This is a genomic window from Photobacterium sp. AWH4_225, assembly GCF_056158405.1.
The window spans coordinates 1829217-1856209 of record NZ_JBSWTF010000004.1; the positions used below are offsets into that span (position 1 = coordinate 1829217).

The following is a 26993-nucleotide window of genomic DNA, read 5'->3' on the forward strand; positions in this document are numbered from 1 at the left end:
ACACTCAGTTTTTCATACATCAGAGAGTTGAACGATGACAATTGCAATGCCGGTTTTGGGAGCAGGGACTTTCCGCCTGAAAGGTGAAGACGCATATAATTCAGTGGCGATGGCACTAGAAGCGGGTTACCGTCACATTGATACAGCACAGATTTACGGAAATGAGAAAGAAGTGGGTGCTGCAATTGCCGATTCGGGGATTGCTCGCGACGAGATCTTCTTGACCACCAAAATTTGGATGGACAAATTCGGCAAGGATGCCTTCCTGCCGAGTATCCGCCAGAGCCTGTCTGATCTGCAGGTTGAGTATGTAGACTTGCTGTTGATCCACTGGCCATTGAAAAACGAAGAAGTCGCAATGGCGGATTACCTGGCAAGCCTTAAAGAAGTGAAAGAGCTGGGGCTGGCCAAGCAAATTGGTATTTCAAACTTCACCGTCGCTCAGATGCAGCAGGCGATTGATATCCTTGGTGCAGAGGCTATCTATACCAATCAGGTCGAGGTTCACCCTTACCTGCAAAACCGTAAAGTCGTCGACTTCTGCCGTGACAACGGCATTATTGTGACTGGCTACATGCCGTTTGCTTATGGTGATGTGCTAAAGGATGAAACCATTGCTCGTATTGCTAAGAAGCACCAAGCTACACCGGCTCAGACAGTGCTGGCCTGGATGCGTCAAAACGCGTTTGTCACGATCCCATCCTCGACCAAGCGTGCCAATATCGAGAGCAATCTGAAAGCTACATCTGTCGAACTCGATGATGAAGATATGGCTGCAATCGCCAAGCTTGATCGCAACCATCGTTTGGCAAATCCTGATTTTGCCCCTGAGTGGGATTGATTTCACTTCAGCCAAGTCGATGAATATGTAAAGCCAGCAGATTAGCTCTGCTGGCTTTTTTGTGCATGTTTGATAAAAGAAGTGAGCAGCTTACGTCACTGCACAATGATTGAGGCTGGTGTTTTGAATAGTTGTTCTGGAATAACAGAAAGCCAACCATTACAGCGAGCATACTCAATTAACGTGGCGCGATTGGTTACACCCACGTCAGCAAATCGTGCAATCAAATTGGAAATCTGCTTTTCAACGGCTTTGGGGGTCCTGTGGATTAACTGGGCGATCTGTTTTGTCTGTCGGCCGCGTAATAACCAGAACAGGACGATTTCCTGTGATGGCGTGAGCTGCATACACTCAGGTTTTATCGTACTGAAAGAGGTATTGGTACTGTTTAGCGCCATGATTTCAGCGAAAGACGCCAAGTTGACCAGTTCCCTTAAATTAGTCGCGCTAAATTGGATACCCCATGGTTCTCCATTGATGATCACGGGACGTTTTTCAAAAGTATAAGCATCGAAACCATGGGCATACTTATGCACATCTATGGTTACAACTGTCTTGTTTTTCGTTATCGCCTGCCTATCTTGTTGTACAAAGTCAGATGCAAATTGGGCGGTATCACATGGTAGATCACGATCAGTGAGGCCCTCGATATCACAAGGTGCATTGACTAAGTCGCGGTAAGCTTTGTTGGCAAAGGCGAAAATGCCGTCCTTAGACTTCAATCCTGCAGGATATGGGCTGTGCTCTAGCATGTGAATCAAAACGGATAAATATGTATTTTGGTCTATTTTCACCCGCGCATTTTATCACTCCGATCGAGGAAGGGAAGTAGGAGAAATCCCCCTTTTTGAGTAGATTATCACTAGCAGCAATTACCAGCTTCTATATCCGCACGTATCGATATGAAAACGAACGCCACTGTACAAACCCAACCCCATGTTGTTCTCTCTGCCTACTTTGTTGTAAACGCTCATCAGGATTTTATGGAGTTCAGTACGCGAGATATTCCTTATTGGAACGAGGTCTAGAGCACAAAAGTCAAGGTGGGAGCTACGAGGAGCCCCGCCAGCATGCTGGTTGTATTCTTTGCTTCTGTCTCCAGAGACAGGGATCAGCAAACCGGTTTTTGGCATGATGTGCTCTTGAATGAACAGCAAGGTGCGAACCATATTGCCCCAGTTTTTCTTATCTGGCAGGTTGAAAACCGTGGTATTGCTTAGCCGCCAATCTGTACCCTGCAATAAAATCAGGTGAAGGGGTATGCCTTCTTTGACACCGTTATCTAGAAAATATTGATAGCCTTCTTGTATCTCCTTTTCTTTCCTGTTCATTAATACCCAACCACGAAATGCAGCCAAGGTTGGTACTTTGAACCCTTGCACCTCAACGACTAAATCACTGTAGTCAAAGTCGGTATGGACTTCATAAAGTTTTGTTAGATCAACGGCTTCAGCTTGACTATGGATTGAAAAAGCCAGAAACAAAGACAACATTATCCACTTCATTTATCAACCCTGTATTACGAACTGCAGGATATACATCGATATGTTCGTTTAAGTGTAGGTGATTTGACTGATAGGGTTTTGGTCTATTCTTAAGCTTGTATTTGTAATTTTTTATGAAAATCTGTCTGAAATGGTGAGATAAAAAAGTCATTGCTGATTAATCTGTTAAAATTAGAAAGGTAACCTCGTCGTAAAAAAATCGTTATTTGTTATTGCCTATGATCAAAAAAATACTTCTAATTCTGCTTTTTTCTTCTTTCGTTCAGGCTGGTACTCTCGAAGAGCATATTGAGGATCTTGCTAGTGATGTCTACGCAAGAGCCTCCCTTGATGGGGTGATGGACTATGCGTTGCTCAAAGAGGGGATTGAGGCGTACATGACCAAAGGCACTGGCGCTAATCCCAACTTGGTGATCATCGACTATCGCAGGCCTTCAAATGAAAAACGGTTTTATGTGGTCGATTTGGCGAATAAAAAGTTGAAATACCACACCTACACCACACATGGTATAGAGAGTGGTGGTGCAACAGCAGACCGTTTTTCCAATACCGTGAATTCCAAGCAAACCTCTTTGGGGGTGTTTAAAACGGCTGAAACATATTACGGGAAATACGGGTACTCACTGCGGCTTGATGGCCTATCGGCAGGCGTCAATGATAATGCCCGCCGCCGTCATATCGTGATCCACGGAGCGAAATATGCCTCACCTGACTTCCTTGCTGCCAATAATTTTATTGGTTGGAGTTGGGGATGCCCGGCACTGCCGCCAGAAAAGAACCGTGAAATTATCGATTTGATCAAAGGGGGCAGTATCATTCTTGCCGCCAACGACGAGATGGTCAGTCAGGAATCATCCCCGTCACTACTGGCCTCTAATACTTTTCATGAGCCTGTAATGAATGAGTCTATTATTGATAAGCCTATTAATTCTGACCTTGTGCAAACTGATAACCGGATGGTGATCAGCCGGTAAATATCACGACTCTACAGGTTACTTTCTTAGAAGCCGATGATGCATTCATCGGCTTTTTTGTAAGGGACTACTGTTATTCGCTCTCTTTCGTGTTTTATGCCCTGTTAAGGAATATTGAATAAAGGTTTCAGGACAATCAACTAGACGGTTTGTCCGAAAGTCTGGATATTCTAGTCACAGGCAACAAAACAGCAGTGAAGAAAAACACTGCGTAAATTATATTATTTAACATAGAGATACGAATATGGCTTTTAATCTACGTCACCGTAATTTCCTACGTCTATTGGATTTCACCGGCAAAGAAATTGAGCACCTGATCGGCCTTGCACAAGATTTGAAAAAAGCGAAATACAGCGGTACCGAGCAACCAAGACTGAGCGGTAAGAATATCGCGCTTATCTTCGAAAAAACGTCAACCCGCACCCGTTGTGCATTTGAAGTTGCAGCGTACGACCAAGGCGCGAACGTAACTTATATCGGCAGCGGTTCACAAATGGGTCATAAGGAAAGTGCCAAAGATACTGCGCGAGTATTGGGGCGCTTCTACGACGGTATCGAGTACCGTGGGTTTGATCAGAAGATCGTTGAAACCTTGGGTGAGTTTGCCGGAGTACCGGTTTGGAATGGCCTGACCGACCAATGGCACCCGACGCAGATCATTGCTGACTGGATGACCATGATCGAACATGGAAATGGCAAACGTCTCAGCGAGATGAAATTGGCTTACATGGGCGACGCCAAGAACAACATGGGTAACTCGTTGATGGTTGGTGCCGCAAAAGTGGGCATGGAAATCCGTTTGGTTGGCCCGAAAGAGTACTGGCCTGAGCCAGAGTTAGTTGCCGAGTGCAATGAGCTGTGCGAAATTTCCGGAGGTAAGATTGTGATTACTGACAATGTTCAAGAGGGCGTTGCCGGTGTCGACTTCATTTATGGTGATGTATGGGTATCTATGGGTGAACCTGCAGAGTTATGGGCACAGCGCGTTCATGACCTGTCCCCTTATCAGGTTAATATGGACGTGATCAAAATGACCAATAACCCGGGTGTGAAATACATGCATTGCCTGCCAGCGTTCCACAACAGTGAAACAACGGTGGGTAAAGAAATATCAGAGCGTTTCTACTTGGAAGGCTTGGAGGTGACGGAAGACGTATTTGAGTCGCCTTATAATATCTGCTTTGATGAGGCCGAAAACCGTATGCATGCCATCAAAGCCATTATGGTTGCGACCTTGGGCGATTAATGTAGCCAATGGGGCTTTAAGGTAAGACCTTGAATCTGAATCTTGAAGCTATGACCTCGAAACCTAGACCTCGAAACCCAGACCTTGAAATCTAGACCTTAAAGTCTTTGGCTAAAACAAAGGGAGGCGATTTCGCCTCCCTTATATCTATTTCTTCATTATCAACAAACTTACAGCGCAGCTTCTAGGATAGCTCGGCTGTCATTGATAGTGATATTGCCGCGTTCACCCAATGCTTTCATACCATGTTTTTCAAGGCTGGCAACTAGGGTGTCGATGTCAGCATTACCTAACTCAACATCGCTTAGGCTGGTTGGTACTTCCATTTGCTTGAAGAAAGCAATAGTTTGGGCAATTGCCTGGTCGATACGCTCGTCGTTTGAACCTTCTGTAATACCAAATACGCGTTCTGCGTACTGAAGTAGTTTCCCTTCTTTGTCTTCACGGCGCTCTTTCATCACTGCCGGTAGGACAATGCTCAGCGTGCGGGCATGGTCGATACCGTAGTTACCGGTTAGCTCATGACCGATCATGTGTGTAGTCCAGTCTTGCGGTACCCCAACGCCAATCAAGCCGTTAAGCGCCTGAGTCGCGGTCCACATGATGTTGGCACGCACATCGATATCATCAGGTGTGGCAAGGGCTTTTGGCCCTTCTTCGATAAGGTTAAGAAGCAGGCCTTCTGCGAAACGGTCTTGTACCTTGGCGTTGGCAGGGAAGGTCAGGTACTGCTCCATAACGTGGACATAGGCATCAACCACACCGTTTGCCACCTGGCGAGGAGAAAGGCTAAGCGTAGTTGTTGGATCCAGAACTGCAAATAAAGGCTGAACTTTTGGTGTCATAAAAGCCAGTTTGTCTTTGCCGCGCGATACTACTGCGCCCATATTACTTTCTGAGCCTGTCGCCGGAAGAGTCAATACACATGCAAGTGGTAGAGCACTTTCTACAGGGTGCTGCTGGGCAAGAATATTCCATGGGTCTTCACCTTGGTAAGCGGCAGCGGCGGCAATGAACTTAGTCCCATCGATGACGGAACCACCGCCGACAGCAAGTAGATAGTCAAAACCTTCAGCTTTGATTTTGTCGACCGCTTTCATCAACGTGTCGTATTGTGGGTTTGGTTCTACACCGGCAAACTCATCCCAGCTATGCTCACTTAAAGCTGCTTTAACTTGTTCATATACACCGTTTTTCTTGATAGAACCGCCACCATAGATGACCAAAACTTTTTTATCTTGTGGGATATCGTTGGCAATGGCAGCGATTTGGCCTTCACCAAAATGGATACGGGTAGGGTTCTGGTAAGTAAACTTGTCCATGAAGTATCTCCAGTGTTTTTGTATATGTCGCTATATGATGAACACAGTCTATGCCAATGATCCGAAAAGAGGGATGCTCAAAACTGTTTAATACTTGCCTAAATCTACTTTTTTCATGATATGGTAGCCGAGGTGATCTGGCAGAATGCTTTTCTGCTGTTTGTATAGAGGTGCAAGTCTTTTACTCAACGCTGTGATTTTTACTGGGCTAAAAGGCAGCTATTCTTTTTATTCTAGGGTAGGTTAAATGGTTTCAGTCGTAGATTCCGCTTCTAAAAAGTGCGTGCAAAAAGGTGAGGAGCTCTGCAGTTATTATGGATTATCAGATGGTTCTGGTCTTGTTGAGCTGCCAATACCAGGTATTCGCCTGTTTCGGATCAATCAGTACCATAAAATGACGCCTCAGATGTATCAGCAAGGTGTGGTGGTGATCCTACAAGGGAATAAAGTAGGGCATCTCAATGATTACCGATTTGATTACGACACTAACCATTGCCTGATTGTGGCAACGCCTTACCCAATTGCCTGTGAAACATTTGCCTCAGCAGAACAGCCTTTGATTGGATTAGATATAGATTTTGATCTCACCATCATCCAAGAGCTTGTTGATACCTTGGAGCAGCACCAGCATAGTGAAATGCCCCTTTCGCCTGATAATGGCCGTGGTGTTGCAGTCACCCAAATTACGCCGGATATACGGGATTGTATTTGCCGCCTTTTAGGCTGTTTGAAAGATCCTCTCGATGCCAAAGTGTTAGGCAAACAGCTATTGCGAGAGTTTTACTATCAATTGCTAAAAAGTGATCAAGGGCATTTGCTCGCACAATATTGCAAGCAAGACAGTGCATTGTCGCGTGTGTCCCGCGTGATCACCCATGTCCAATCACACTATGATCAAAAACTGGCGATTAATGATTTGGCCGATATGGCTGGAATGAGTGTGTCGGCGTTTCACCGTGCCTTCAAGCAGGTAGTTACTGATCCGCCTTTGCAGTACATCAAGAAGATCCGCCTTAACAAGGCAAAAACCATGATGTCGCAAGATGGCATGCCTGCCAATATCGCCGCCTTGAAAGTGGGTTATGAGAGCCCAACCCAGTTTAGCCGCGAATTTAAACGTTACTTTGGCGTGCCACCCAGTAAGGCTTCGCATATAGGATTTTCTTGATAACGTTAAGCACTTTCTTGTGTTTTGACATAGAAAATTACAAATAAAACAGTGTTTTCTATTTTAAGTCTACGTTCAGCTTTATTGTGTACAGTGTTCATTATTGAAAGGGCAGCAATGATTACTGCACCTAATAACTAGAAACCAAGAAGTATCTTGGCTATACAAACACTGCATCAAGGAAATTACACATGAAAAAGCTAGTAGTAGCGTCAACTCTTATTCTTTCCACTCTTGCGGCTACACCTGCACTGGCAAACAATACTGATTGGTTTGTCGGTGGTGGTATTGGTTACCAGAACGACAAAATCGAAAGGAGTGGCCAGCTATTATCGAACAAGAATGTTGAAGATGCCTCCTACCAATTCCGTGGCGGTGCCATCATCAACGACCAGCACCGATTCACGGCGACATACAGTTATTACGAGAGTAAGTTTGATGGCATTTTTGCAAATGACTATACGCAGAACATGTATCTCGCTTCTTATGACTATTTGATTCCTGTACATCAAAACGTGAACCTGTTTGCTGGTGCTACAATGGGTTACTCTGATACCAAGATTAAAAATACATTGAACAGCAACAGCTCAACAGATTTCGTATGGGGCGGACAAGTGGGTGCCCAGTATAAGTTGAGCAATAACTTATCAACAGATCTTACTTACCGCTACCTAGATCAAGACTATAAAGAAGGTGTGAATAAAATTGATTACACCCAGCAAGTCGTTTGGTCTGTTGATTACAAATTTTAATTTCAGCTGAATGATTTTAAAAAAGAGGGCTTATTGTCCTCTTTTTTTATTTTCAATACATAACTTTAAAACATTCAGTCTAGGTTTTGTTTTTTCAGGTAACACTTTGTTTTTAAGGTTGTTTATTTTAATTGTATAGCGTGATTATTCCTCATTTATCGTTTTTTTGATTAATTATTTATTGTTTTATGAGAGCCGTAACTGAGCACTTACATTATTTGTTCAGCGTTTATTAAGTTAAAAACAATGTTTTATATTTTAAGTTTACGTTCAGTAAATAGGCGTATATTGATTGGCGAACAGAACAAATTATATATGACTTATCCGGCCCATTAGACAATAACCAAATAATGAAGCTTGGGAGTCCAAGGAGACATACATGAAAAAGATCACAGCAATCTCAACTTTGGCATTAGCAGTAATGGCAGCATCTCCAGCGTTCGCTGCTGACACTCAGTGGTTCGTGGGTGGTGGTGTAGGTTACCAAGAAGATAATGTAAAAGGTGCCAATGCCCAAAACGGTGAGGATGCAACTTACCAGCTACGTGGTGGTGCAATCATGAATGACCATCACCGTGTGATGGGTACATACAGCTATATGGACAAGTCATCTCAGAACATGTTCCTAGCTTCTTATGATTATCTAATGCCTGTTCATCAGAATGTGAACTTGTTTGCGGGTGTATCTGCAGGTGTGGCTGATAATAAGATTGGTAGCAAGAGCTCTACAGATTTCGTTTGGGGTGGCCAGGTAGGTGCGATGTATGAAATTAATGATAACTGGTCGACTGATTTGACTTACCGCTACCTTGATCAGGACTATAACAAAGAAAGTACGAAGATTGATTACTCTCAACAAGTTGTTTGGTCGGTAGATTACCGTTTCTAAATTCTCTGCTGGTATAAACAAGCAGAAAGAAACCAAGGGGAAAGCATGCGCTTTCCCCTTTTTCTGTTCAGCCTGAGCTCTGCAGTGGCAATAGAGAAGCGGTAATTTCGCTGTCTTGTTTGGTTAGATACTGCTATAACTAATTGTATTAGAGTAAATAAGTCAGGATTCAAGGATGAAGTTAAAACTGATTGGACTACTGATGGGAAGCATGTTGGCAGCACCAGTTTATGCAACTCAACTGGAAGGTGGCACATGGTTATGCCAGCGGCCGGATAGGACAGAAAATATGTGGGAGACCACATCATATACATTTATGCCTGATGGGACGATGCATTCAGAAGAATGGTTGAGGCGCTCTGAGAACAATCAAGTCCAGCTGGAGTTCAAGTTGGCTGTCGATTATAGCTTTTACCACAATGGTCTCGATTATGTATTGAAGCCGGAGCAATTGACCCGTCAAATCGTGGTCGATAAAAAGAATATAAACCCGTTTGATAGTGACGCTAGACGCGATTTACTTGGCTATCGAATTTTCTTCCAGCCTCAATTTGAAAGTGATAACCGCGCAGCGTTTGTGATGCGTCACCATATCACCCCTGATCAACGCTTTACCTTAAATTGTTCCCGTCAAACATAAGGTACAATTTCTCTGAATTATCATCTCTTCAGTACCTTATCTAAGGTACCTGGGTATTAAAATCACCTGGGTATCTATTACTTTTTTCTCACGCTAAGACGTTTATCGTCGGCTACGTTCCTGTAGCTTCTCTTTATACTGGGTGGGGGTTTGCCCCCGCTGGCGTTGAAAAGCCTTGCTGAAACTCTGTACATTGCTGTAGCCCAGCTCTTCAGCAATTTCCTTTATGCTCAGATCTGCCTGCATGTATTTTATTGCTTGATTGCACAGTACATAGCTGGTGATTGAGCTGAAGCTCCAGCCAAACTGGTGTAGGCGACGCTGTAGCTGCTGTCGAGATAGGCTGAATCTCTCTGCGACAAAATCCAAGCTAGGATAGCCATAGAACCGGGAGTAGTTGATCATTTCATACATCATTTTAGCCGCATCATGGGGCTGGGGCATGTTAAGGAACTCGTCTAGCTCTAGGTTAGTCAGCATCATCGGACGGGTGAGCTCGAAGGGAAAGGTATTGCCGTGCTCAAGGATGGAAATATCTAACCAAACTCGAGTTGATGGGGCATTCCAGCGTATGTCAGTCCCAAAGAAGCGCTCTAGTTCGCCCTTACCGCAAGGAGGACCGCTGAGCTCGACAGTAAGCGGGTGATAATCCTCCCCCATAAAATAGCGCAGGGTATTGGTGAACATGATTGCCATCCGTAAGCTGTCCTGAAAGCGTCCTCGACCTACCGAAAAATGGTTGTCATAAGTCCATTTGATAATTTTGCCAGATAGCTCGCCGTGGAAGGTGGCCCCAGATTGCAAGCAGGATGTGCCGTAATTGATGCGACGAAAAGTAAGGGCAAGCTCGGGGGTAGAGAGAAACCAATCTCCCAGTTTATCCATGTTAGTAAAACTAACATCTTTGGCCATACGACTCAGGTATGCCTGATCGCCAATTAGCTTTTCCAAGTCTTCCATCCATAGATTGAGATCTGAAAATGGTACCAAGGTCATGGGCTCATCGAGCAGCTTTGTGGGGATGCCTAGATCTTGAATTGTGATCCCGTAGTGCTGCTCCAGTGCCCGAACAAAAGGTTGGAAGAAAATGGATCGAACAAAACCAGCTTGAAACTGAGAATCGGGTAATGGCATGGCACTTCTTTGCTCTTGTGTGGGTTGATTGTTTTAATAATTAGCCTGTATCGATTCAATATATCCAAACATCTGATAATAGTCACTCTTGCTTACATAATCTCACTCACAAAAATAATTTGAAAAAAGCCGACAACTCTTCGTGTTGCGATGCACTCAACTGTGTTGATTCGGCGTTTAGTCTTGCGTTAGTAAATTGGAGAACTGTTATGAGTCTCGTCAGCATGCCTTTTGTCGACAATGGGGTCGATACTGCGCTTCATGTTGTTGCTGCTGTGGTCCTGATTGGATCTGTTGCGGCAGCCGTGTTTGGATTTTGGCGTATCCATGAATTACCGATCCAAAAAGCCCATAAAAATGAACACCACCAAATAGGGTTGATTACTGCCTTGACTTGGATTGGCTTTATTTGGCACTGGGTATGGGTCGTCGCGGTGATCATCGCCTTTGTTGATGGCGAACAAGCCCTTCGCCATATCCGAGATATTTGGAAAGAAAAAGATCTTCAACCTCAACCCGTTGTAAGCAAGTCATCTTTGTCTGAGCCTGTGATCATGACTGAAGAGGAGTCTGAAAATGCTTGAGGGATTGGCGGTATGGGCACTATTTATTTATCTACTTCGTTTTGTCGGGATGCCTTGGAATAAATTCACCAAGTCATTCTCTTATCTAGGCGGAGCGGGTTGGTTGGTATTTGTTTGGATTGGATTGATCACCTTTGCGCCAATGGACATGTCCGGTGGCTCGGTAGTGCAGTCGCCGCACATCCAGCTTCGCCCGGGTTCGACCAAAATCAAAGGCCATGTTGATGAAATTTTGGTACGCCCGAATGAAAAGGTGAAAAAGGGGCAGCTGGTTTATATCTTGGATGATGAACAATACCAGATTGCACTCAATAAAGCCGAGACCCAATTGGGATCTGCCAAGGTAGCTCTGTCGATTGCAAAGGAAGATGTGCTGATTGCCAAGCAAAACCATCATGCGGCCCTGAAAGATATTGAAATTGCACAGAACGAGATAGAAGCGGCGAAGGAAGACTTGGAGTGGAAAGAAACCACGCTGCGCCGTTATCAAGAGCAGAACAGGGTTGTTAAGCACACGATTACCGAAACTCAGATGGATGAGCAACAAACCGCTGTGGATGTGGCAAGAGCTAAACAAGTGACATTGCAGTCACAGTTGGATAAAGCCAAAGTATCCGCTCAGCGTGCTCAACTGGCTTTTGAGAAAGCAGGGCTATCTGTAGAAAGCCGCAAGGTGGATGTGGCAAACAAGCAAGAAGATGTTGCACAGGCGCAGTGGAACTTGGACAACACTCGAGTATACGCCCCAGCTGACGGTTACCTGACCAACTACATCATGCGCGAAGGTCAGTATGTTGGTGTCATGCCGCGTATCCAGATGTATACCGATGAAAAGTATGTCTTGATGCGGGTTAACCATCAGGCAATCCGTAATGTCAAAGTCGGCCAACAAGCTGAGTTCGCCTCACCAGTTTATCCGGGCAAGGTGTTCAGTGCCGAGGTAGAAGGCATTATCGAAGCGACGGGTGAATCTCAAGGCAGTTTGCTGGCAAGGGATGATAACGTTCGCCAGACTACTGGCCAGAATGCCATGAATAAGCACCACTTTGTCCGTTTGAAACTGACCGAGCCCGGTGACTATGACATCCCGGTTGGCTCGGTTGGCCTTGCATGGATAAGTGCAGAGAAGCCGATTGATTTCTTGGCATTTTTAGATGTCATCCGCGGCATTATTATCCGCATGAAATCCCAGATTTATTTCATCTGGTCGATGTAAAACAAACCTTCGCCCGATACAAAGATAAATTGATGGGTGAGATCCCGATTACCGCTCTGGGATAACAAGGTTTCCGAAGCTGCGTTATCCCACTTTAACTACGAAAATGCTGACCGTAGTGGCTGCAATTCTATAGGCTAAGGAATTGCAGCTTTTTTTTATCGGTGACTTGGGTATATAATTGGCGGATTACATGGAGCGTTAATCATGCCTTTAGTTTTTCCGTTTACCTGCCACCTTCGTTTTACGGCTTCCTTCAAGATATCAGCCTCTTACTTGTTTGTCCTTTCCACTGCTTTGGTTTTATTCTCGCCACTTTCGAGTGCCAATCTCCTACAGCAGGATTTTGAATTTGGTGATTCTGTTGACTACATGAGATCACTGTCTGAAGGCTTTGACTGTTCAGCTCTGTACCAAACGGATGATGGTGTTGAGTCTGAAGGAGTTGCATTTTGCTTTGACCAAACCAATCTGTTCAGCACTCAAGATGGAATGCTTACGGCGTTCATATCAGAAGGGGGAGTCGATAGAGTGGAGTATAGGTTGGAAATGACCTTGGCCAATTACAATGCCGTGCTTGCCGGTTTGCGCCGTCAAAACTATGTGTTTGCCCAAGTGACCGTTGGTGGTGAAACGCTTGATGTATTATCCGGCCTTAAAGTGCTAGATCAACAAACCCTTGATGACCAGCTGTTTACCTTGGCAAACCATAGTGATTTTTCGGTGCGGCGAGAATTTATCCTGCTAGATCACCGTAGTTTCAAGCGAGCTCTAAAAGCAGATATTAATAGTGTAGCGAGTTGGTTAGAGCGCAATAATCCTCATAGAGGTTTCGAGCGATTAACACTGGTTCGAGTTACTGTTAAAAACAATGAAATTTTACTGCAAGCGAGCCAGCCGTTTTCAGATTAATCCTTGCGCAATTTCTTGACCGTGGAGATAGGAGTCGGGAAGCGGTTTACCACCCAGTAGGTTGAGATAATAAATGTGGTGATGGTCGCCATTTGAATGAACAAGATCGCTTCCATAGATAACAAGCCGCTGATCATTGCCGCATAGGCAACGAGGAAGGAAAATTCACTGGCTTGGCTGAGTCTGGCACTTAGCTCATGCTGCATAGTGGGCTTTTCTTTGGCCAGTTTCAGCGCGGTGGAGAATCCCCAGTATTTGATCACCACCATCAAGCCACCAAATGCGATACCAAAGAAGGTGTATTGGTTCCATTCGCTGAAATCCATCCTGGCGCCAATGGCAAAGAAAAATAGGATCAGGAAAAATTCCCTCAGTGGTTTCAAATGGACAGATATGGCCTGTGATACCCGGCTGGTCGCAATCGAAATACCCGCAATAAATGCACCGCTCTCGTAGGACAGCCCTACCTGATGGCTCAACTCCGCCCAGAAGAAGCACCACGCCAATGTTGCCAAAAAGCTGTACTCCTGGATTACATCAAACTTCCTAAAAAGCGGCAAAATAATGTAGCGCACACCAATAAACGCGAGAGTACAGATCGCAACGAACTTACCCAGCATTAATAAAAACCCAACCATCATGGCATTGCCACCGTCCATGTTGAGGAAGATGATCACACTGATGGCGATAACGTCCTGAACCAGCAAGATACTGGTGATCACTTCCCCCATACGCTGGTGGTGCAATGTGGTGGTTGGAATGAGCTTAAGGCCAATGACTGTACTGGAAAACATCAAGGCTGCAGCGCAGATCATTGCATCCAGTAGTGACAGCCGGATCGCTAGGCAGAACAGCAAGGTGACAGTGAAAAAGAAGACACAGGTACCAAGGGTGATAATGGCACTTTCTTTGAAAAGGTTGAGCAACTTCCTCGGCTGCAGGTTCAAGCCAATTAGAAATAGCAAGAGAATAACGCCGATATTGCCGATTTGGGTAATGTGTTCGGCATTGGGGATCAGGTTAAAGCCGTATGGGCCGATGACGACTCCGGCAGCAATGTAAGCCAAGATTATGGGTTGGCAGGCATATAAAAAAAGCGTACCCAAGATCGCTGCGCTGATAATGATCGCGCATAGCTCGAAGATGATGGGGGCTAATTCAATCGGCATACCAATACAACCGCATGAGAGACATCCTGCAACATGGTGTCACATAAGTTTGGCTCATCTTGTTCTGTTACGCCTAAGCGTCTGGTTGCACTCAGATGTTGTTAGAGGTGGTAGCAGAAAAAGGCATCTTAATGTGATTAGTGTCACGGAATGGTGTGCGATTTATTGCTCCGTGAATATACAGAATGCTATTCTTTATTTCGTAATGGTTCTCAGCAATATGGATGTTGCTTGATTAGGCTTAATTTGCTGCGGGCTGATGCCCGCTTTTTTTTCATTAAGCACAGTAATCACTTTTATGGCAGAGTAGTCTTAATCTCTATCGATTGGCGCTTAGGATGAAGCATATGCCCGGCTCAAATGTCTCTGTTTTTGACTCAACCCTCTACTCCCCGCTTTTTACCCAAAATGAAATGAAGCGGATATGGTCAGACGACAACCTTATCCAAACATGGTTAACCTTCGAAGTAAGCATTGCCAAGGTTCAGGCTGAGCTTGGGCTTATTCCACAGCAAGCTGCTGCCTCGATAGAACAGGTTTGTAAACCAGACATCATCGATTGGCCGCGCCTTGCTAATGACACCCAGCGTGTCGGAATGGCCATCAAACCGCTGGTTGATCAGTTAACTGACCAAGGTGATGAGTTAGTCGAAAAGTATTTGCATTGGGGATGTACTACCCAGGATCTGCTCGACACCAGTTTGGCGATGCGGGTAAAGCAATCACTAGACTTGGTACGAATTCAACTTGTGACCCTCGGTGATCAGCTTGAAAGTATGGCGCTTTCCCACAAGCACACTGTGATGGTAGCGCGAACCAATGCAATGGACGCCCTGCCGACTACCTGGGGTCTACAGGTAAGCAGCTATCTGCAGGAAATTACTCGTCATATCGTCCGTCTTGATGAACTTTACCCACGGGCAACCACAGGTATGTACGGTGGGGCTGTGGGGAATTTATCCTCGATTGGCCCTCAAGGGCTAGCCGTTCGTAAAGGTCTATTTTCTTCCCTTGGCCTGACAGAGCCAAAAGGCTTGGGTAATGCTAGCTTGGATAACATTGCCGAGCTCATCCAGTTCTTTGCTTTGATCCACGGTACCTTGTGTCGCATAGCCAATGACACAGAAACCATGGGGCGGGCATCTATTGCCGAAGTTCACGAGGGTGAATCGGGAGGGGGCTCAAGTACAATGCCGCACAAAGCCAATCCCCGTGCAGCCAATATGATTCAGACTCTGTCACGTATGGGGTGGATGTACGCTAGCAGTGCGCCGAACTTGATGGATCAGCATGATGTCCGCTCTGCCTCGATGCGGGTGTTGAACTGGAGTTTGGTGCCAGAATCGTCTTTGGCTGTTTCGACAGCATTGGAACGCGCTCAGAGACTGATAGGTAACCTTATGATCAATAAGCAGCGCATGCGTGATAACTTTGAAGCATCCCGTAACTTCATTATGTCGGAAGCGGTAATGATGAAGGTGGCTGAAAAAGCCGGTCGCGGTGAAGGTTACAGCAAGGTCAAATCAGCGATTGCTAATGCCCCAGCTGAGGGAAGCTTGGTTGAGGTGCTAAGACAGGATCATGAGGTGTCAGCTATCTTGTCTCCAGCAGAGATTGATGAGGCATGTGACCCGCAACATTATCTCGGCTGTAATGATGAGTTGATCGATGAAACGGTCGCTCAGTATCACAAGGTGATGAAGCAATAATTACGCTGTAAGTGTGTACCAAAATTAGTCTCTAAGAGCCAGCTTACAAACGCTGGCTCTGTTTTATCTTCAAAATCTCCAAAGGATACTTATTCGTTCTCGCTCCCCCCAGTTAACTCTGTATTTGCCATCTTGCGGTATCGCTCTAACCTTAAACCTTAGAGTAGAGCAGATGAACCCAGCCTATGAGTAGTAGCAAAGATCCTGTTGTTCCTTTGATCAAGTCCGGTTATGCCCGAGTATTGGTAGAGATATTTTACGAATACAACCATGACCCCCACCAAGCGATTAAAGACTCAGGGCTTCCGCCGGATCTGTTTGATTTAGACCAAGAGTTCCTCCCCCAGGAGCCAATGAAAAAGCTGATATACCTCCTGGCAAACCAGCTGGGGATCACTCAGTTTGGTGATATTTTGCGAACCGCAATCAGGCGTAAAGCAATCCCGCGGCTAATAGGGGAATTTTCACAATGCAAAACGGTTAAGGAGGCTTTAGAGCTTAGTCAGGCAGTATTTCTTTATGATTCTACCGTTGCCAATGTGGGGTTGGAAACCAATCACGGCAGAACATGGTATTGGTGCAAACGTAAAGTCGATGAAAGTGCCTTGTTCTTGTGGTCTGAAATTTGGGCAGTGCTCTACGCAGTGGAGTTTATCAGTGTGCTGACGCAAAGAGACTGGCTGCCCGCTCAGATTAAAATCCAATCAGACAATGCGGATGTTTATCAATCGATTCTTGGTAACTCGATCCAGTATTTTGTCGGCAATGAGCGCGTTGAATGGCTAATTGATGATGAGGTGTTGGCGTTGCCGCTTAGAATAAGCCCCAAGGCATTTGAAGAAAAGAAGCCATTGGTTAGTTGGCATGCTAATTTTACTGACCGTGTTTTTACTTCATTGTTACCTTATGTCCGCGAGCATAATCTCACACTCGAAGAAGCCGCTGAACTGCTCAGTATGACCCCCCGGACATTGCAGAGAAGGCTGACTGAAGAGCGCACCAGTTTCAGGCGAATTAAAGATAACCTCCTCTACACGGTTGCCGCGGATATGATGGGCGAAAATTTGTCCCTTACCCATATTGCCAACCAGTTGGGCTACTCCAATATCGCTCATTTTTCCCGCTCTTTTAAGCGCATCAGTGGCCTTACCCCGAAGGTTTATCAGAAAATCATTCTGAGTTTGAATGATGAGCCGTAATTTAAGCCCGTGTTATCAGGCGATAAACCCTTAACCCTACCTTAATATAAGCCAGTTAACTTGTCCGCCTCCCTCAAGTTCTTATCTTATTTATTCAGGGATGAAATGTATTTTTGAATACCCCTGCGGTATGTGAGTGCCAATATATCAAGTGATGTGGGTGCCTTATTCCACATGCCGTGTATAGCTAAGGTTTATGTCGTATACGGTATGTCGGTTTTGCATTTATCCGTTTGGCGTAACGACACAATGGTTGAGGTTGCATTCATATTTTCAATATGAGCCGTAAATTGTCGCACCTATTTGCGTGACTTGCGTCACGGTCATTGATTTTTAGAGTTATTACTCTAAAATTGGCAAATCAAGCCATTTAATCAGGCATATAGGTATTTTAACAATGAGATTAACGCCAGCTGCGGTGCTTACCTGCTGGGCAATGGTGGTGGTACCGGCATCGTCAAGTGCCAACACCATTATTGATAATGACCCACATTACAACTCAATCGGAGGCTCCGCGTCAGCACAGGCGAAACACCCTGTTAGCTTTCTGGATGCATGGCAGGCAGTCGTGGGCCAGAATGATGGCTTGGCTGCTGAACGGGCGAATATTGAGCGTACCGAAAATATGCAGGATGCTGCAAAAGACTTGTATCTTCCTTCTATCACGGCGACGGCAAAATATACTCGGCTTGATAAACCCATAGAAATCAAACCGTCTGATTTAATTGACAGTATGCCGATAGGTGGCGTTATTCCGACTTCGCCTATTGTTGACCAGTTGTTTACCTCACAGCTCACTAACCGTGAAGTGTTTACCAGTTCAATACGCGCGGTATGGCCGATCTTTACTGGTGGCCGAATTACAGCAGCACAAGACATTGCCAAGAGCCAAACCGAAGAAGCAAACCATTTATTGGCGATGAAGCAGCAGGCAACTTTTGAAGACCTTTCAAAATTTTATTTTGGCGTTGCACTTACTCAAAAAGTGTTGGAAACGCGTATCGAGGTTGAAAGTGGTCTGAAAAAACATTTTGAGCGTGCCCAAAAGCTTGAACAGCAAGGACAGATAGCCAAGGTTGAGCGTCTTCAGGCTCAAGCGTCTTACGATAAAGCACGAGTCGAGCGTCAGAAAGCTCAACGTGATATGGAGATTGCCCAAGTTGCATTGACCAAACTGCTGAAAGTCAGTTCGCCGGCAGTCCCGACTTCCTCATTGTTTGTCAATGAGTCGTTGCCTCCTATGTCGGCGTTCATTGAAAAGACACTGGCGGGCTATCCGGGGTTGCAAATTTTGGATGCTAAGAAGAAGCAAGCGCAAGGCCTGATGGCGGCAGAGAAGGGTAAGTACTACCCGGAAGTGTATCTATACGGTAACTATAACCTGCATGAGGACGATACTCTTGCCGCGAAAACGGCACCTGATTGGGCTGTTGGAGTGGGAGTGAACATTCCTCTGCTCGATAGCTCTGGTCGTTCGGGCAAAGTAAAAGCGGCACACAGTGCTGTTACGCAAGTTAATTACTTACGTGCGCAGGCTGAGCAGGATTTGACGGTATTGGTTGAGAAAACCTACCGCGAGGCGATGCAGTCGCTGGAAGAATACAACGGATTAGCTTCAAGTTTGGATTTGGCCAAAGAAAATGTCAGCTTGCGTGAAAAGGCCTTTAGCCAAGGCTTGTCGACATCTTTGGATGTGGTCGATGCCGAGCTGTATCTGGCCAGCGTCAAAACGCAGCGGGCAGCTGCAGCATATCAATATGTTATCTCTTTGACTCGCTTGTTAGCAGTCAGCAGTGAAATCAATAGTTTTAAACAATATCAGCAATATCAAGGGTTAGAGGTTCAGTCATGAGAAACGGCAAATCAAAAGCGACGTTGATCGCCACTGCAGTGTCAGTAACCGCAGTGGTTGGATGGCTGGGTTATGAATTCTGGGCAGGGTACCAACCAACACCGATTCGTATGCAAGGGCAAGTTGAAGCTCAGCATTACAATATTTCTTCCAAAGTGCCTGGGCGTATTGAACAAGTTCTTGTGCGCAAAGGCGATATGGTGGCAAAAGGGGAGTTGATCTTCACGCTTTCCAGCCCGGAAATTGATGCCAAACTCGAGCAGGCTCGTGCGGGTGAAGAAGCCGCTGATGCAATGTCACAGCAAGCGGAAAAAGGTGCCCGTGAGCAGGAAATTGCTGCTTCGCGCGATCAGTGGCAAAAAGCCAAGGCAGCTGCTGCTCTTATGCAAAAGACCTACCGCCGAGTAGATAACCTTTATAAAGAAGGTGTTATGGCAGAGCAAAAGCGCGATGAGGCTTACACTCAATGGCAAGCAGCACGTTATACCGAGCAAGCAGCCTACCAGATGTATACCATGGCCAAAGAAGGTGCGCGAGTTGAAACGAAACGCGCTGCTGCGGAAAAAGCCCGTATGGCCGCTGGCGCAGTTGCTGAAGTAGAAGCTTATGCGGCTGACACCCAGATATCTAGCTGGTTTGATGGGGAAGTGAGCCAGGTGCTATTGCATGAAGGTGAGCTTGCTCCGCAAGGTTTCCCTGTTGTTAGTGTTGTCGACATGGACGATGCCTGGGCACTTTTCAATATCCGAGAAGATAACCTGAAGCATTACCCGCAGGGGAAAGAATTTGAGGCGAAGATCCCTGCTCTGGGGGATGAGTCTTATACCTTCAAGGTGACTCATGTCGCGGTGATGGGTGACTTTGCTACATGGCGTACGACGGATGCAGCCCAAGGATTTGATATGCGTACGTTTGAAGTGGAAGCTCGTCCGGTTACGCCTGTTGAAGGGCTTCGTGTTGGCATGAGCGTGATTGTTAGCGAATGAAGATTCAACTCGCACGTGAATGGCGCTTGATCCGGGAAGAGCGCTGGCTGTTGTCATTAACAACTTGGCTACCGCTGGTGCTGTTTACTGTCATTTGGGCCATTTTTTCCTCGGGGATCGCCAGAGACTTACCCGTCGGCGTGGTCGATTTAGATCACAGCCAACTGTCACGTCAGTTGGTGCGTTATTATGATGCCAACCCGACTTTGGCAGTGTCTAACGCCTATTCTTCCGTGGCTGAAGGCAGCCACGCTTTGCGAGGTGGGGATATTTATGCGCTGGTGGTGATCCCGACAAACTTGGAACAAGACACCAAGCTCGGAAAATCACCCACAGCCACTGTTTTCTATAACAGCCAGTTTGTACTGATCGGAAAATTGGTGAAATCGGCGGTTGTACAGGCTCAGGGGACGCTTAATGCCCAAATAGACACCTTACGGAATATGGTTTCTGGGAGCCGGGTTCCCCAACAAGCGTTGGGGCAAGCGGTACCGGTTAGAAACCAGATAACGCCGTTATATAACGCCAACAGCCACTATGGCCAGTTCTTGGTCTCAGCGACTATCCCGGCAATCTGGCAAATTGCGATTGTTATCACCACCATCATAGCCTTGTCGGCGGAGCAGCGTAAGGATGGGATCAGAGCATGGCTGGGCGATACGCCTAAGCGTAATCTCATCGCTAAGCTTATGCCTTATACCGTACTGTTTTTCGTGCAGGGCATTCTCTTTGTACTGGCTTTGTATCATGAGCTTAACTGGCCAATGCATGGGCAGTGGTGGATTTTACTGCTTGCCCAATTACTGATGGTGCTAGCCTGCCAGGGTGTCGCGTGCCTGTTCTTCCTGTTTACCTTGGATGCCACAAAGGCAATGAGCTTGGCTGCCGGCTTTACCGCGCCCGCATTTGCTTTTGTGGGGGTGACTTTCCCAGCTACAGATATGCCTAGTTTCGCGCTGGTCTGGCGAGCAATGTTGCCTGCAACCCATTACTTGGATGTTCAGTTGCATCAGGTGAACCATGGCATGACTTTTCTGCAGGAAATCCCTCAGTTACTTTGCTTGCTGACATTTCTTGTGACTTGGATTTTGTCTGCTAGGCGGGTTGGCCATTTGAGTAAGATACCGGAGGGGGAGGTATGAGTTGGCGTTCGTTATTTAAGTTTGAGCTGATGGCTATCTTTACCAACCCATCGATTCTCTTTACCGTGTTTGGTGGAGTGCTGATTTACTCGTTTCTTTATCCACTGCCATATACCCAACAATTGCCACGAGAGCAGCAGATTGTGGTAGTGAACTTGGATCAATCAGAGTTAGGACGCAAGCTCGAGCGCATGGTTGATGCCACTCCGCAGGTGATCATCACAGCCAGGGCTGAGTCGGTGAATGCTGCCAAAGATCTCGTGAACCAAGGCAAGGCGCAAGGACTATTGGTGATCCCGAAAGACTTCCAGCGGGATGTTTTACTTGGAAAAAGCCCGACATTGGCATACGGCGGTGATGCGGCATACTTTCTCGTGTACGGCACCATTGCAGAAGGCATAGCCACAGCAGCCGGTACATTGGGGACAGAGGTAAAAGTAGCGAGAATGGTCATGACGGGCAGTGATATGGCATTGGCCGCAGAGCATTACACTGCCATAAAACTCAATGCCCAGCCTGTCTTCAACCCGACCATGGGCTATGTGGATTATGTTGTACCAGCTGTATTTGTATTGATTCTGCATCAAACACTGCTGATTGCGGTTGGTTTACTTGGAGGTGGTCAGAACGAGTATCAGCGTGCCGGGCAGAGTGGCTATTGGCTCCACTATCCAGCAAGGCGTATTGTATTGGTGCGCGGCATAGTGTTTACCCTTATCTACCTGCCGTTAGTTATGTATTACTTTGGCTTTAGCTTTAGTTATTACAATATTAGCCGTTTAGCATCGATGAGTGATTTGCTGCTGATTACAATGCCATTTTTATTGTCAGTGATCTTTCTAGGCATGATATTGGGGCAGTTGATCCCAAGGCGAGAACTAGCGACAGTGGTGGTGTTGCTAAGCTCTTTACCGCTGGTATTTTCGACTGGATTTATCTGGCCGGTTGAAATGATCCCTGCGCCAATTTCATTGTTAGCTCAACTTGCTCCTTCTACTCCAGCTATTAATGCCTTTTTGCGGCTGAACCAAATGGGTGCGGACTTTAATCAAGTATTAGCTTTATGGGGACAGCTGTGGCTACAGGTCATCATATATGGAGTTATTGCAGCAAGGTTAATGCTGAGAATTAAGCGGAAAACCAAACTTGCAGTTAAACGATAAAAGAAAGAGTGATGTAAAATATGAGCATCACTCTTTTAATTTTATCTAAATTAATGTGTAATTAATCCTAGTTAATGTTTACTGCTTCTATTCAACTTTAACTAAAATACTAGAGTCAGTATGAGATACAGACTGACCATAAATATCCAACAAGGTAGTTTGTGAATAAGTCATTTTGTCATCTTCAATCTGAATGCTCATGGTAAAGTCTGTGGTGGTGGCATTTTCTTTCATGTAGTCTGACTCAGCAATCCCACGCTCTGAAGCGACTAAAGTCATATGGTCGCCAGCAGCCCCTTCAGCTGTTACACAAGTGTTCCTAGGCACACAGAATGAGTTGTACACCTTCTGGTTGGCTTTATCATAGACAAAGTAACCACGCTGATCATGGAACTTAGAATCGTCCTCCTTACGGAAGACTTCCTGCTTGTAATAAAGCGCGACAAGGTACTGGTCACTGGCATTAGTCGCATCTGCGGCCACCTCAAAAGTCATTGTTTCATAGAAAGGTGTGACGGCTGGAGAGCCTGCGGCAACGTCTAGATCTTTCTGAGCCGGAGCGATATCGACACCGCCAGCATCAGCAGAAATCCAGGTGCCAACTAATTGTGCTAACGGTCCGAAGTCCATGCCATCAATGATTGTACTTTCATCGCTAGCAAAAGCGGGTAGGGAAAGTGCAGCCGATATACCAAGAGCAATAATTGTGTTTTTCATATTGAGCTTCCTTTTGGTTTTTTCATTTAAGATGAATTAATTCTTGTTATGGCGGCTACTTTACATGAATGAATAATGGTTAATTATTGATCTGTGTTAATTATTGGTTGTGTAAATGGCTTTTATGTTTTAACTATGTGATGAAGGAATGCTTAGAAAGTAATCCCTTACATCCTGAATTATATTGAAATATCTATAGTATCTAAGGCTAGGTCAATAAAAGGTCGAAAAAGCCACTAAAGCAATAAGTGGCTTTGAAGTTTAAGTGATTAAAATAATTCCACTTCAATATGCTGGGTTGCAAACGTGAATATTGAAATGTTTTTACTCGATAACTCTTTGTTAATGCTTTCCGAACGTGATGAGAAAAAGACTTCAACAAAGCAAGAGCTGTAGTCTGATTTTAAATTATCAACATTTTTATTAAAAAGGGTGTTGATATTTTTTTGATAATCACCAGTTAGAACACCTTCACCATTAAGGGAATATATTGAATCAATGTTTGTAGGAGCATAGTCATTAAAGGCTGTGCAGTATAAACTCTCTGCTGTGTATTCATAACTATGGTTTTGGTTTTTGTATAGTGTTATGGAAACTTCATCTCCATTTGCAACTCCCGCGACACCAAATGCTTGTGGCAGAGAGTCTATGCTACCTTCGGATACAAGTTCGCTATTACGGGTATAGCTGAATTCATAGCTGCTGGCATTATTGGGTAGTGTGTAACTGTAACTGGTTCCAAATTCAACCGAGTAATCCTCGTTAAGATCAACTTTTTGACCATCAGCAAATAGAGCAATTTTATCGAGATGATCAACAAACAGCCCTACTTGAGGGTTATCATAGTTGTATATTCTTGTGACACCAGTAACTGCCTGACTTTTGCTGTTGAGAATGATATTTGTATTGAAGTTCAATTCATTGGTGTTATGACCACTACTAGCACCTGAATTCTGAGTTGTTGCTGGAATGCTGACGATATTTCCTGAGTTCGCTGAGGTATCGTTATTGCTTGTATTTTCGCTTCCTCCACTACCACCACCGCATGCTGTTATCAAGAAAACAGATAGTGAAGTAGCTAAGCTTTTTGACAAAGTGTTCATCCAAATCCCTTTTATATTCGATGTACGACAACCTCAATGTTAACAGTAGGTTGTGGGCGATTTTATGCATGTAAGGAGATGGAGTTTACGTTTTACGAGGTGCTTCGAAATTTTGATAATAGACAAGAAAACGCCAGTGATGAGTATCTCAAACTTAGGTTGAGGGTGTGAAGGGAGGTGAGTGACTATTGACCGAAACCGCCAGTGCTTAAATATCACTGCAATTTCTTGATATAAAAGGGGAAGAATGAAGGTGGAAAATGAATACTTCCACCTTGATTGCATTATAAATACAGTTACTGTGCTGGCGTCGGAGCCTGATAAGCTTTTGTTCCATATAACGGGACAGTCGAAAGACTATGCTTGAAGCTACCTTCAGTCTCTTTCGTGGTATATGAAAGGTAAAGTAGCGTCTGGTTCTCAGCATCATAGATGCGTCTGACTTTCATCGTTTTGAAGAAGATGCTTTTGGATTTTTTGAACACCACTTCGCCAGATTTAGATTTATCGATCTGCGCGATCATCTCTGGGGTAATATCACCGGTTTGACGACAAGAAATGGAGCTGTCACTTGGATCGGCTAGGCTTAAGTTTGCCTCGATAGAAGCGATATGACAGGTTACACCGGTGACAACATCATCTTTCAAATGCCCGATTTTGATATCCTTCATGGTGAACATGCCAAGGCTGACATCACCAACTTCATCATCTGAACAACCGCTCAAAGCAGTGGTTGCGGCTAGCAGGCCCGCAAGCATTAATTTTGATTTCATTATTATTTCTCCATCATTTTTCATCATGATAGCAGCAACTTGGCGCTAATTTCTATTTCCTCGGTGCTAGAGATGAAATTCTCTCTAACGTGGCGTGCGAATTTGTGCTTCATCAAACCGTCGTATTACGCTCATTTATTTGCCGTAAAAGTGAAACGGTTCGGTCATCTGTCTGTTTCATAATTTTCATTCACGACTTGAATGATTAACAGGTAATAACATGGAAGTGACAAGTCCTTTCCGCCTTCCCCGCAAGACACCATTCGGTGTAGGGGAGCATGTTACTGAGTGGGCGACAGGGTTAAAAAAGCTGGATCAATTTTACGCTGCTCGCCCTGTGGGTGGTGATGTGTCTGTTTTTCTCCGCTATGCCTTAGACACGTTAGGTATTCAGTATTCGATTAAGCAGGGATCGCTGGCACAAATCCCTGCACTGGGGGCGACCGTTGTGGTGGCTAACCACCCGTTGGGTTGTGTTGAAGGCGTTATCTTGGCGGAGTTGCTTCGCTCAGTCCGCAAAGACATCAAAATTCTGGCCAATCACTATTTGAAAACAGTTCCAGAGCTGGATGAGTTGTTTATTGGGGTTGATGTCTTTGAGGGGCCGCAAGCGGTTAAGGCGAATGTGAAAGCGTTACGGGAAGCAAATAAGCATCTTGCCAATAGCGGGTTGTTGTTGATCTTCCCGGCTGGGGAAGTATCAGCCTATGATCATAAATCGCGAAGTATCACTGATAAAGATTGGAGTCACTCAGTGAGTCGGTTGATCAGTAAAAACAAGGCGACGACTGTACCGGTTTATATTGATGGTAAGAACAGCCGTAAGTTTTATATGGCAGGTCGGATCCATCCGTTGCTACGAACCCTAATGCTTGGGCGTGAGTTGCTCAATAAGCGTGATAGGCAAATTAACTTGGCTATTGGCGAGAGTATCAGCTTTAAGGAAATCAAAGGGTTTGAAGACCATAAGCAGTTGGTCAATTATCTTCGGCTAAATACCTACCTACTAGGAAGCCAGTTGAGAAGTGCCCAAAAACCCGTGTTGGCAATCAATGATAAAAATGCTGAACCCATTGTCTCTAAGGTTGAATCAGAAAAGCTAGTCTGTGAGATAAGCCAACTAAACAGCAGCGAGCATTTACTTTCATCAGGTCAGTTCGATGTCTTTTGTGCATTAGCCGATCGCATTCCTTCTATGATGATAGAGCTAGGGCGGATCAGGGAAGTAAACTTCCGCGCGGTTGGTGAAGGTACAGGAAAATCCACAGATATTGATGAGTTTGATCAGTACTACCATCACCTTTTTGTTTGGGACAGAGAAAACCAATGTTTGGTTGGTGCTTATCGCCTGGGCTTAGTCGATAAAATATTAGCGGCGAAGGGGGTGAGCGGCCTCTATTCCCGTACTCTGTTTAAGTATGATGAGCGTTTTATTCGCCAACAGGGAAATGCAATTGAGCTTGGACGCTCTGTCATTTCGGCTGAATACCAAAAAAGCCTAAGTGCCTTGTTGTTACTATGGAAAGGGATTGCCACATTTGTCTCTCGCCATCCGGATTACACGCATTTGTTCGGGCCTGTCAGTATAAGCAATGATTACAGTCCGGAAGCCCGTCACCTTTTGGCTGAGAGTATGGCTGTACACCATTATGATGTGCAAAGTGCCAAGCTGGTTTCACCGAGCAATCCGCTGTTACCCAAGGCGCCTTCATTCTGGCAAACAGATATGCTTTCGTCTTTGGCGGATATTCAATTGCTCTCTAAGGTGATCTCACGCCTTGAAGGAGGCAAGGGGGTACCTGTGCTTCTGAGACAGTATCTTGGTCTGAATGGCAAGTTGGTGTGTTTTAATGTCGATGCTGATTTCAATGATGCCCTAGACGGGCTAATCGTTGTGGATTTGCGCGGTGTACCGGCTAAAACCTTGGGAAAATATATGGGAAAGGCTGAGGCAAAGACTTATCTGGGGCGGTTTGGACTGAATAAATAGATTATGT

Annotated in this window: 24 protein-coding genes and 1 pseudogene; 17 read left to right on the forward strand and 8 right to left on the reverse strand. The window is 45.3% G+C overall.

The window, feature by feature from the left end:
- Window positions 1–34 precede the first annotated feature (34 nt).
- The gene (dkgB, locus tag ACXAD4_RS25325) at window positions 35–841 is read left to right on the forward strand and encodes a 2,5-didehydrogluconate reductase DkgB (RefSeq protein ID WP_475244788.1); all 807 of its coding nucleotides are present in this window, start codon (window positions 35–37) and stop codon (window positions 839–841) included.
- A 95-nt stretch (window positions 842–936) separates the two neighbouring features.
- On the opposite strand, the gene ACXAD4_RS25330 is transcribed toward dkgB, so the two are convergent.
- On the reverse strand, window positions 937–1593 hold the full coding sequence (locus ACXAD4_RS25330) for a PAS domain-containing protein (RefSeq protein ID WP_475244789.1): 657 nt from the start codon (window positions 1591–1593) through the stop codon (window positions 937–939).
- 120 nt (window positions 1594–1713) lie between these two features.
- Window positions 1714–2337, reverse strand: coding sequence for a D-Ala-D-Ala carboxypeptidase family metallohydrolase (locus ACXAD4_RS25335; protein ID WP_475245658.1), 624 nt, complete (start codon window positions 2335–2337; stop codon window positions 1714–1716).
- Window positions 2338–2567: 230 nt separating this feature from the next.
- Between ACXAD4_RS25335 and ACXAD4_RS25340 the strand changes: the two are divergent.
- Both ACXAD4_RS25340 and argF read left to right on the forward strand, forming a co-directional pair.
- Window positions 2568–3176: pseudogene (locus tag ACXAD4_RS25340) on the forward strand (murein L,D-transpeptidase catalytic domain family protein); the annotation flags it as partial.
- Between the two features lie 388 nt (window positions 3177–3564).
- Window positions 3565–4566 carry an ornithine carbamoyltransferase gene (argF, locus tag ACXAD4_RS25345; protein ID WP_475244790.1) on the forward strand — a complete coding sequence of 334 codons (1002 nt, stop codon included), beginning with the start codon at window positions 3565–3567 and terminating at the stop codon, window positions 4564–4566.
- A gap of 170 nt (window positions 4567–4736) precedes the next feature.
- Here argF and ACXAD4_RS25350 read toward each other — a convergent pair whose 3' ends face one another.
- Complete coding sequence (locus ACXAD4_RS25350) at window positions 4737–5888, reverse strand: iron-containing alcohol dehydrogenase (protein ID WP_475244791.1); 1152 nt, start codon at window positions 5886–5888, stop codon at window positions 4737–4739.
- Window positions 5889–6135: 247 nt separating this feature from the next.
- Here ACXAD4_RS25350 and ACXAD4_RS25355 point away from each other — a divergent pair, with 247 nt between their 5' ends.
- From ACXAD4_RS25355 to ACXAD4_RS25370, 4 genes are all read left to right on the forward strand, one after another.
- The gene (locus ACXAD4_RS25355; RefSeq protein WP_475244792.1) at window positions 6136–7056 is read left to right on the forward strand and encodes an AraC family transcriptional regulator; all 921 of its coding nucleotides are present in this window, start codon (window positions 6136–6138) and stop codon (window positions 7054–7056) included.
- A gap of 191 nt (window positions 7057–7247) precedes the next feature.
- Window positions 7248–7808 (forward strand): porin family protein, encoded by a 561-nt coding sequence (locus ACXAD4_RS25360; RefSeq protein WP_475244793.1) that lies wholly within the window; start codon window positions 7248–7250, stop codon window positions 7806–7808.
- Between the two features lie 379 nt (window positions 7809–8187).
- Entirely contained in the window at window positions 8188–8697 is a 510-nt protein-coding gene (locus ACXAD4_RS25365) for a porin family protein (protein ID WP_317520666.1), read from the forward strand.
- A 175-nt stretch (window positions 8698–8872) separates the two neighbouring features.
- Window positions 8873–9337, forward strand: coding sequence for a hypothetical protein (locus ACXAD4_RS25370; protein ID WP_475244794.1), 465 nt, complete (start codon window positions 8873–8875; stop codon window positions 9335–9337).
- Between the two features lie 102 nt (window positions 9338–9439).
- Here the strand turns inward: ACXAD4_RS25370 and ACXAD4_RS25375 are convergent, their stop codons facing one another.
- A complete protein-coding gene (locus ACXAD4_RS25375; RefSeq protein ID WP_475244795.1) occupies window positions 9440–10471 on the reverse strand; it encodes an AraC family transcriptional regulator in 1032 nt (343 codons plus the stop codon).
- Window positions 10472–10680: 209 nt separating this feature from the next.
- Between ACXAD4_RS25375 and ACXAD4_RS25380 the strand changes: the two genes are divergently transcribed.
- From ACXAD4_RS25380 to ACXAD4_RS25390, 3 genes are all read left to right on the forward strand, one after another.
- Entirely contained in the window at window positions 10681–11055 is a 375-nt protein-coding gene (locus ACXAD4_RS25380) for an MFS transporter (RefSeq protein ID WP_475244796.1), read from the forward strand.
- A complete protein-coding gene (locus ACXAD4_RS25385; protein WP_475244797.1) occupies window positions 11048–12271 on the forward strand; it encodes an HlyD family secretion protein in 1224 nt (407 codons plus the stop codon). The genes ACXAD4_RS25380 and ACXAD4_RS25385 overlap by 8 nt, the downstream gene beginning before the upstream one ends.
- A 207-nt stretch (window positions 12272–12478) precedes the next feature.
- The gene (locus ACXAD4_RS25390; protein ID WP_475244798.1) at window positions 12479–13183 is read left to right on the forward strand and encodes a hypothetical protein; all 705 of its coding nucleotides are present in this window, start codon (window positions 12479–12481) and stop codon (window positions 13181–13183) included.
- On the opposite strand, the gene ACXAD4_RS25395 is transcribed toward ACXAD4_RS25390, so the two are convergent.
- Window positions 13180–14352 carry a cation:proton antiporter domain-containing protein gene (locus tag ACXAD4_RS25395; RefSeq protein WP_475244799.1) on the reverse strand — a complete coding sequence of 391 codons (1173 nt, stop codon included), beginning with the start codon at window positions 14350–14352 and terminating at the stop codon, window positions 13180–13182. The two genes, ACXAD4_RS25390 and ACXAD4_RS25395, sit on opposite strands and share 4 nt — an antisense overlap.
- A gap of 347 nt (window positions 14353–14699) precedes the next feature.
- On the opposite strand from ACXAD4_RS25395, the gene ACXAD4_RS25400 reads away from it, so the two are divergent.
- From ACXAD4_RS25400 to ACXAD4_RS25425, 6 genes are all read left to right on the forward strand, one after another.
- Window positions 14700–16061 carry a class-II fumarase/aspartase family protein gene (locus ACXAD4_RS25400; protein WP_475244800.1) on the forward strand — a complete coding sequence of 454 codons (1362 nt, stop codon included), beginning with the start codon at window positions 14700–14702 and terminating at the stop codon, window positions 16059–16061.
- Window positions 16062–16414: 353 nt separating this feature from the next.
- A complete protein-coding gene (locus ACXAD4_RS25405) occupies window positions 16415–17260 on the forward strand; it encodes a helix-turn-helix transcriptional regulator (protein WP_475244801.1) in 846 nt (281 codons plus the stop codon).
- 397 nt (window positions 17261–17657) lie between these two features.
- Window positions 17658–19112 (forward strand): TolC family protein, encoded by a 1455-nt coding sequence (locus ACXAD4_RS25410; RefSeq protein ID WP_475244802.1) that lies wholly within the window; start codon window positions 17658–17660, stop codon window positions 19110–19112.
- Entirely contained in the window at window positions 19109–20098 is a 990-nt protein-coding gene (locus tag ACXAD4_RS25415; protein WP_475244803.1) for an HlyD family secretion protein, read from the forward strand. Before ACXAD4_RS25410 ends, ACXAD4_RS25415 begins: the two co-directional genes overlap by 4 nt.
- On the forward strand, window positions 20095–21240 hold the full coding sequence (locus tag ACXAD4_RS25420; protein ID WP_475244804.1) for an ABC transporter permease: 1146 nt from the start codon (window positions 20095–20097) through the stop codon (window positions 21238–21240). Before ACXAD4_RS25415 ends, ACXAD4_RS25420 begins: the two co-directional genes overlap by 4 nt.
- A complete protein-coding gene (locus ACXAD4_RS25425) occupies window positions 21237–22403 on the forward strand; it encodes an ABC transporter permease (RefSeq protein WP_475244805.1) in 1167 nt (388 codons plus the stop codon). The genes ACXAD4_RS25420 and ACXAD4_RS25425 overlap by 4 nt, the downstream gene beginning before the upstream one ends.
- Before the next feature lie 87 nt (window positions 22404–22490).
- Here the strand turns inward: ACXAD4_RS25425 and ACXAD4_RS25430 are convergent, their stop codons facing one another.
- The 3 genes from ACXAD4_RS25430 to ACXAD4_RS25440 all read right to left on the reverse strand — a co-directional run bounded on the left by ACXAD4_RS25430 (window position 22491) and on the right by ACXAD4_RS25440 (window position 24996).
- Window positions 22491–23120: a heme-binding beta-barrel domain-containing protein gene (locus ACXAD4_RS25430; protein ID WP_475244806.1), complete on the reverse strand. Its 630-nt coding sequence runs from the start codon at window positions 23118–23120 to the stop codon at window positions 22491–22493.
- A 269-nt stretch (window positions 23121–23389) separates the two neighbouring features.
- Complete coding sequence (locus tag ACXAD4_RS25435; RefSeq protein ID WP_475244807.1) at window positions 23390–24223, reverse strand: hypothetical protein; 834 nt, start codon at window positions 24221–24223, stop codon at window positions 23390–23392.
- A 296-nt stretch (window positions 24224–24519) separates the two neighbouring features.
- Window positions 24520–24996 (reverse strand): CreA family protein, encoded by a 477-nt coding sequence (locus ACXAD4_RS25440; protein ID WP_475244808.1) that lies wholly within the window; start codon window positions 24994–24996, stop codon window positions 24520–24522.
- A 220-nt stretch (window positions 24997–25216) separates the two neighbouring features.
- On the opposite strand from ACXAD4_RS25440, the gene ACXAD4_RS25445 reads away from it, so the two are divergent.
- Window positions 25217–26986 (forward strand): lysophospholipid acyltransferase family protein, encoded by a 1770-nt coding sequence (locus tag ACXAD4_RS25445; protein WP_475244809.1) that lies wholly within the window; start codon window positions 25217–25219, stop codon window positions 26984–26986.
- The last annotated feature ends 7 nt before the right edge of the window (window positions 26987–26993 follow it).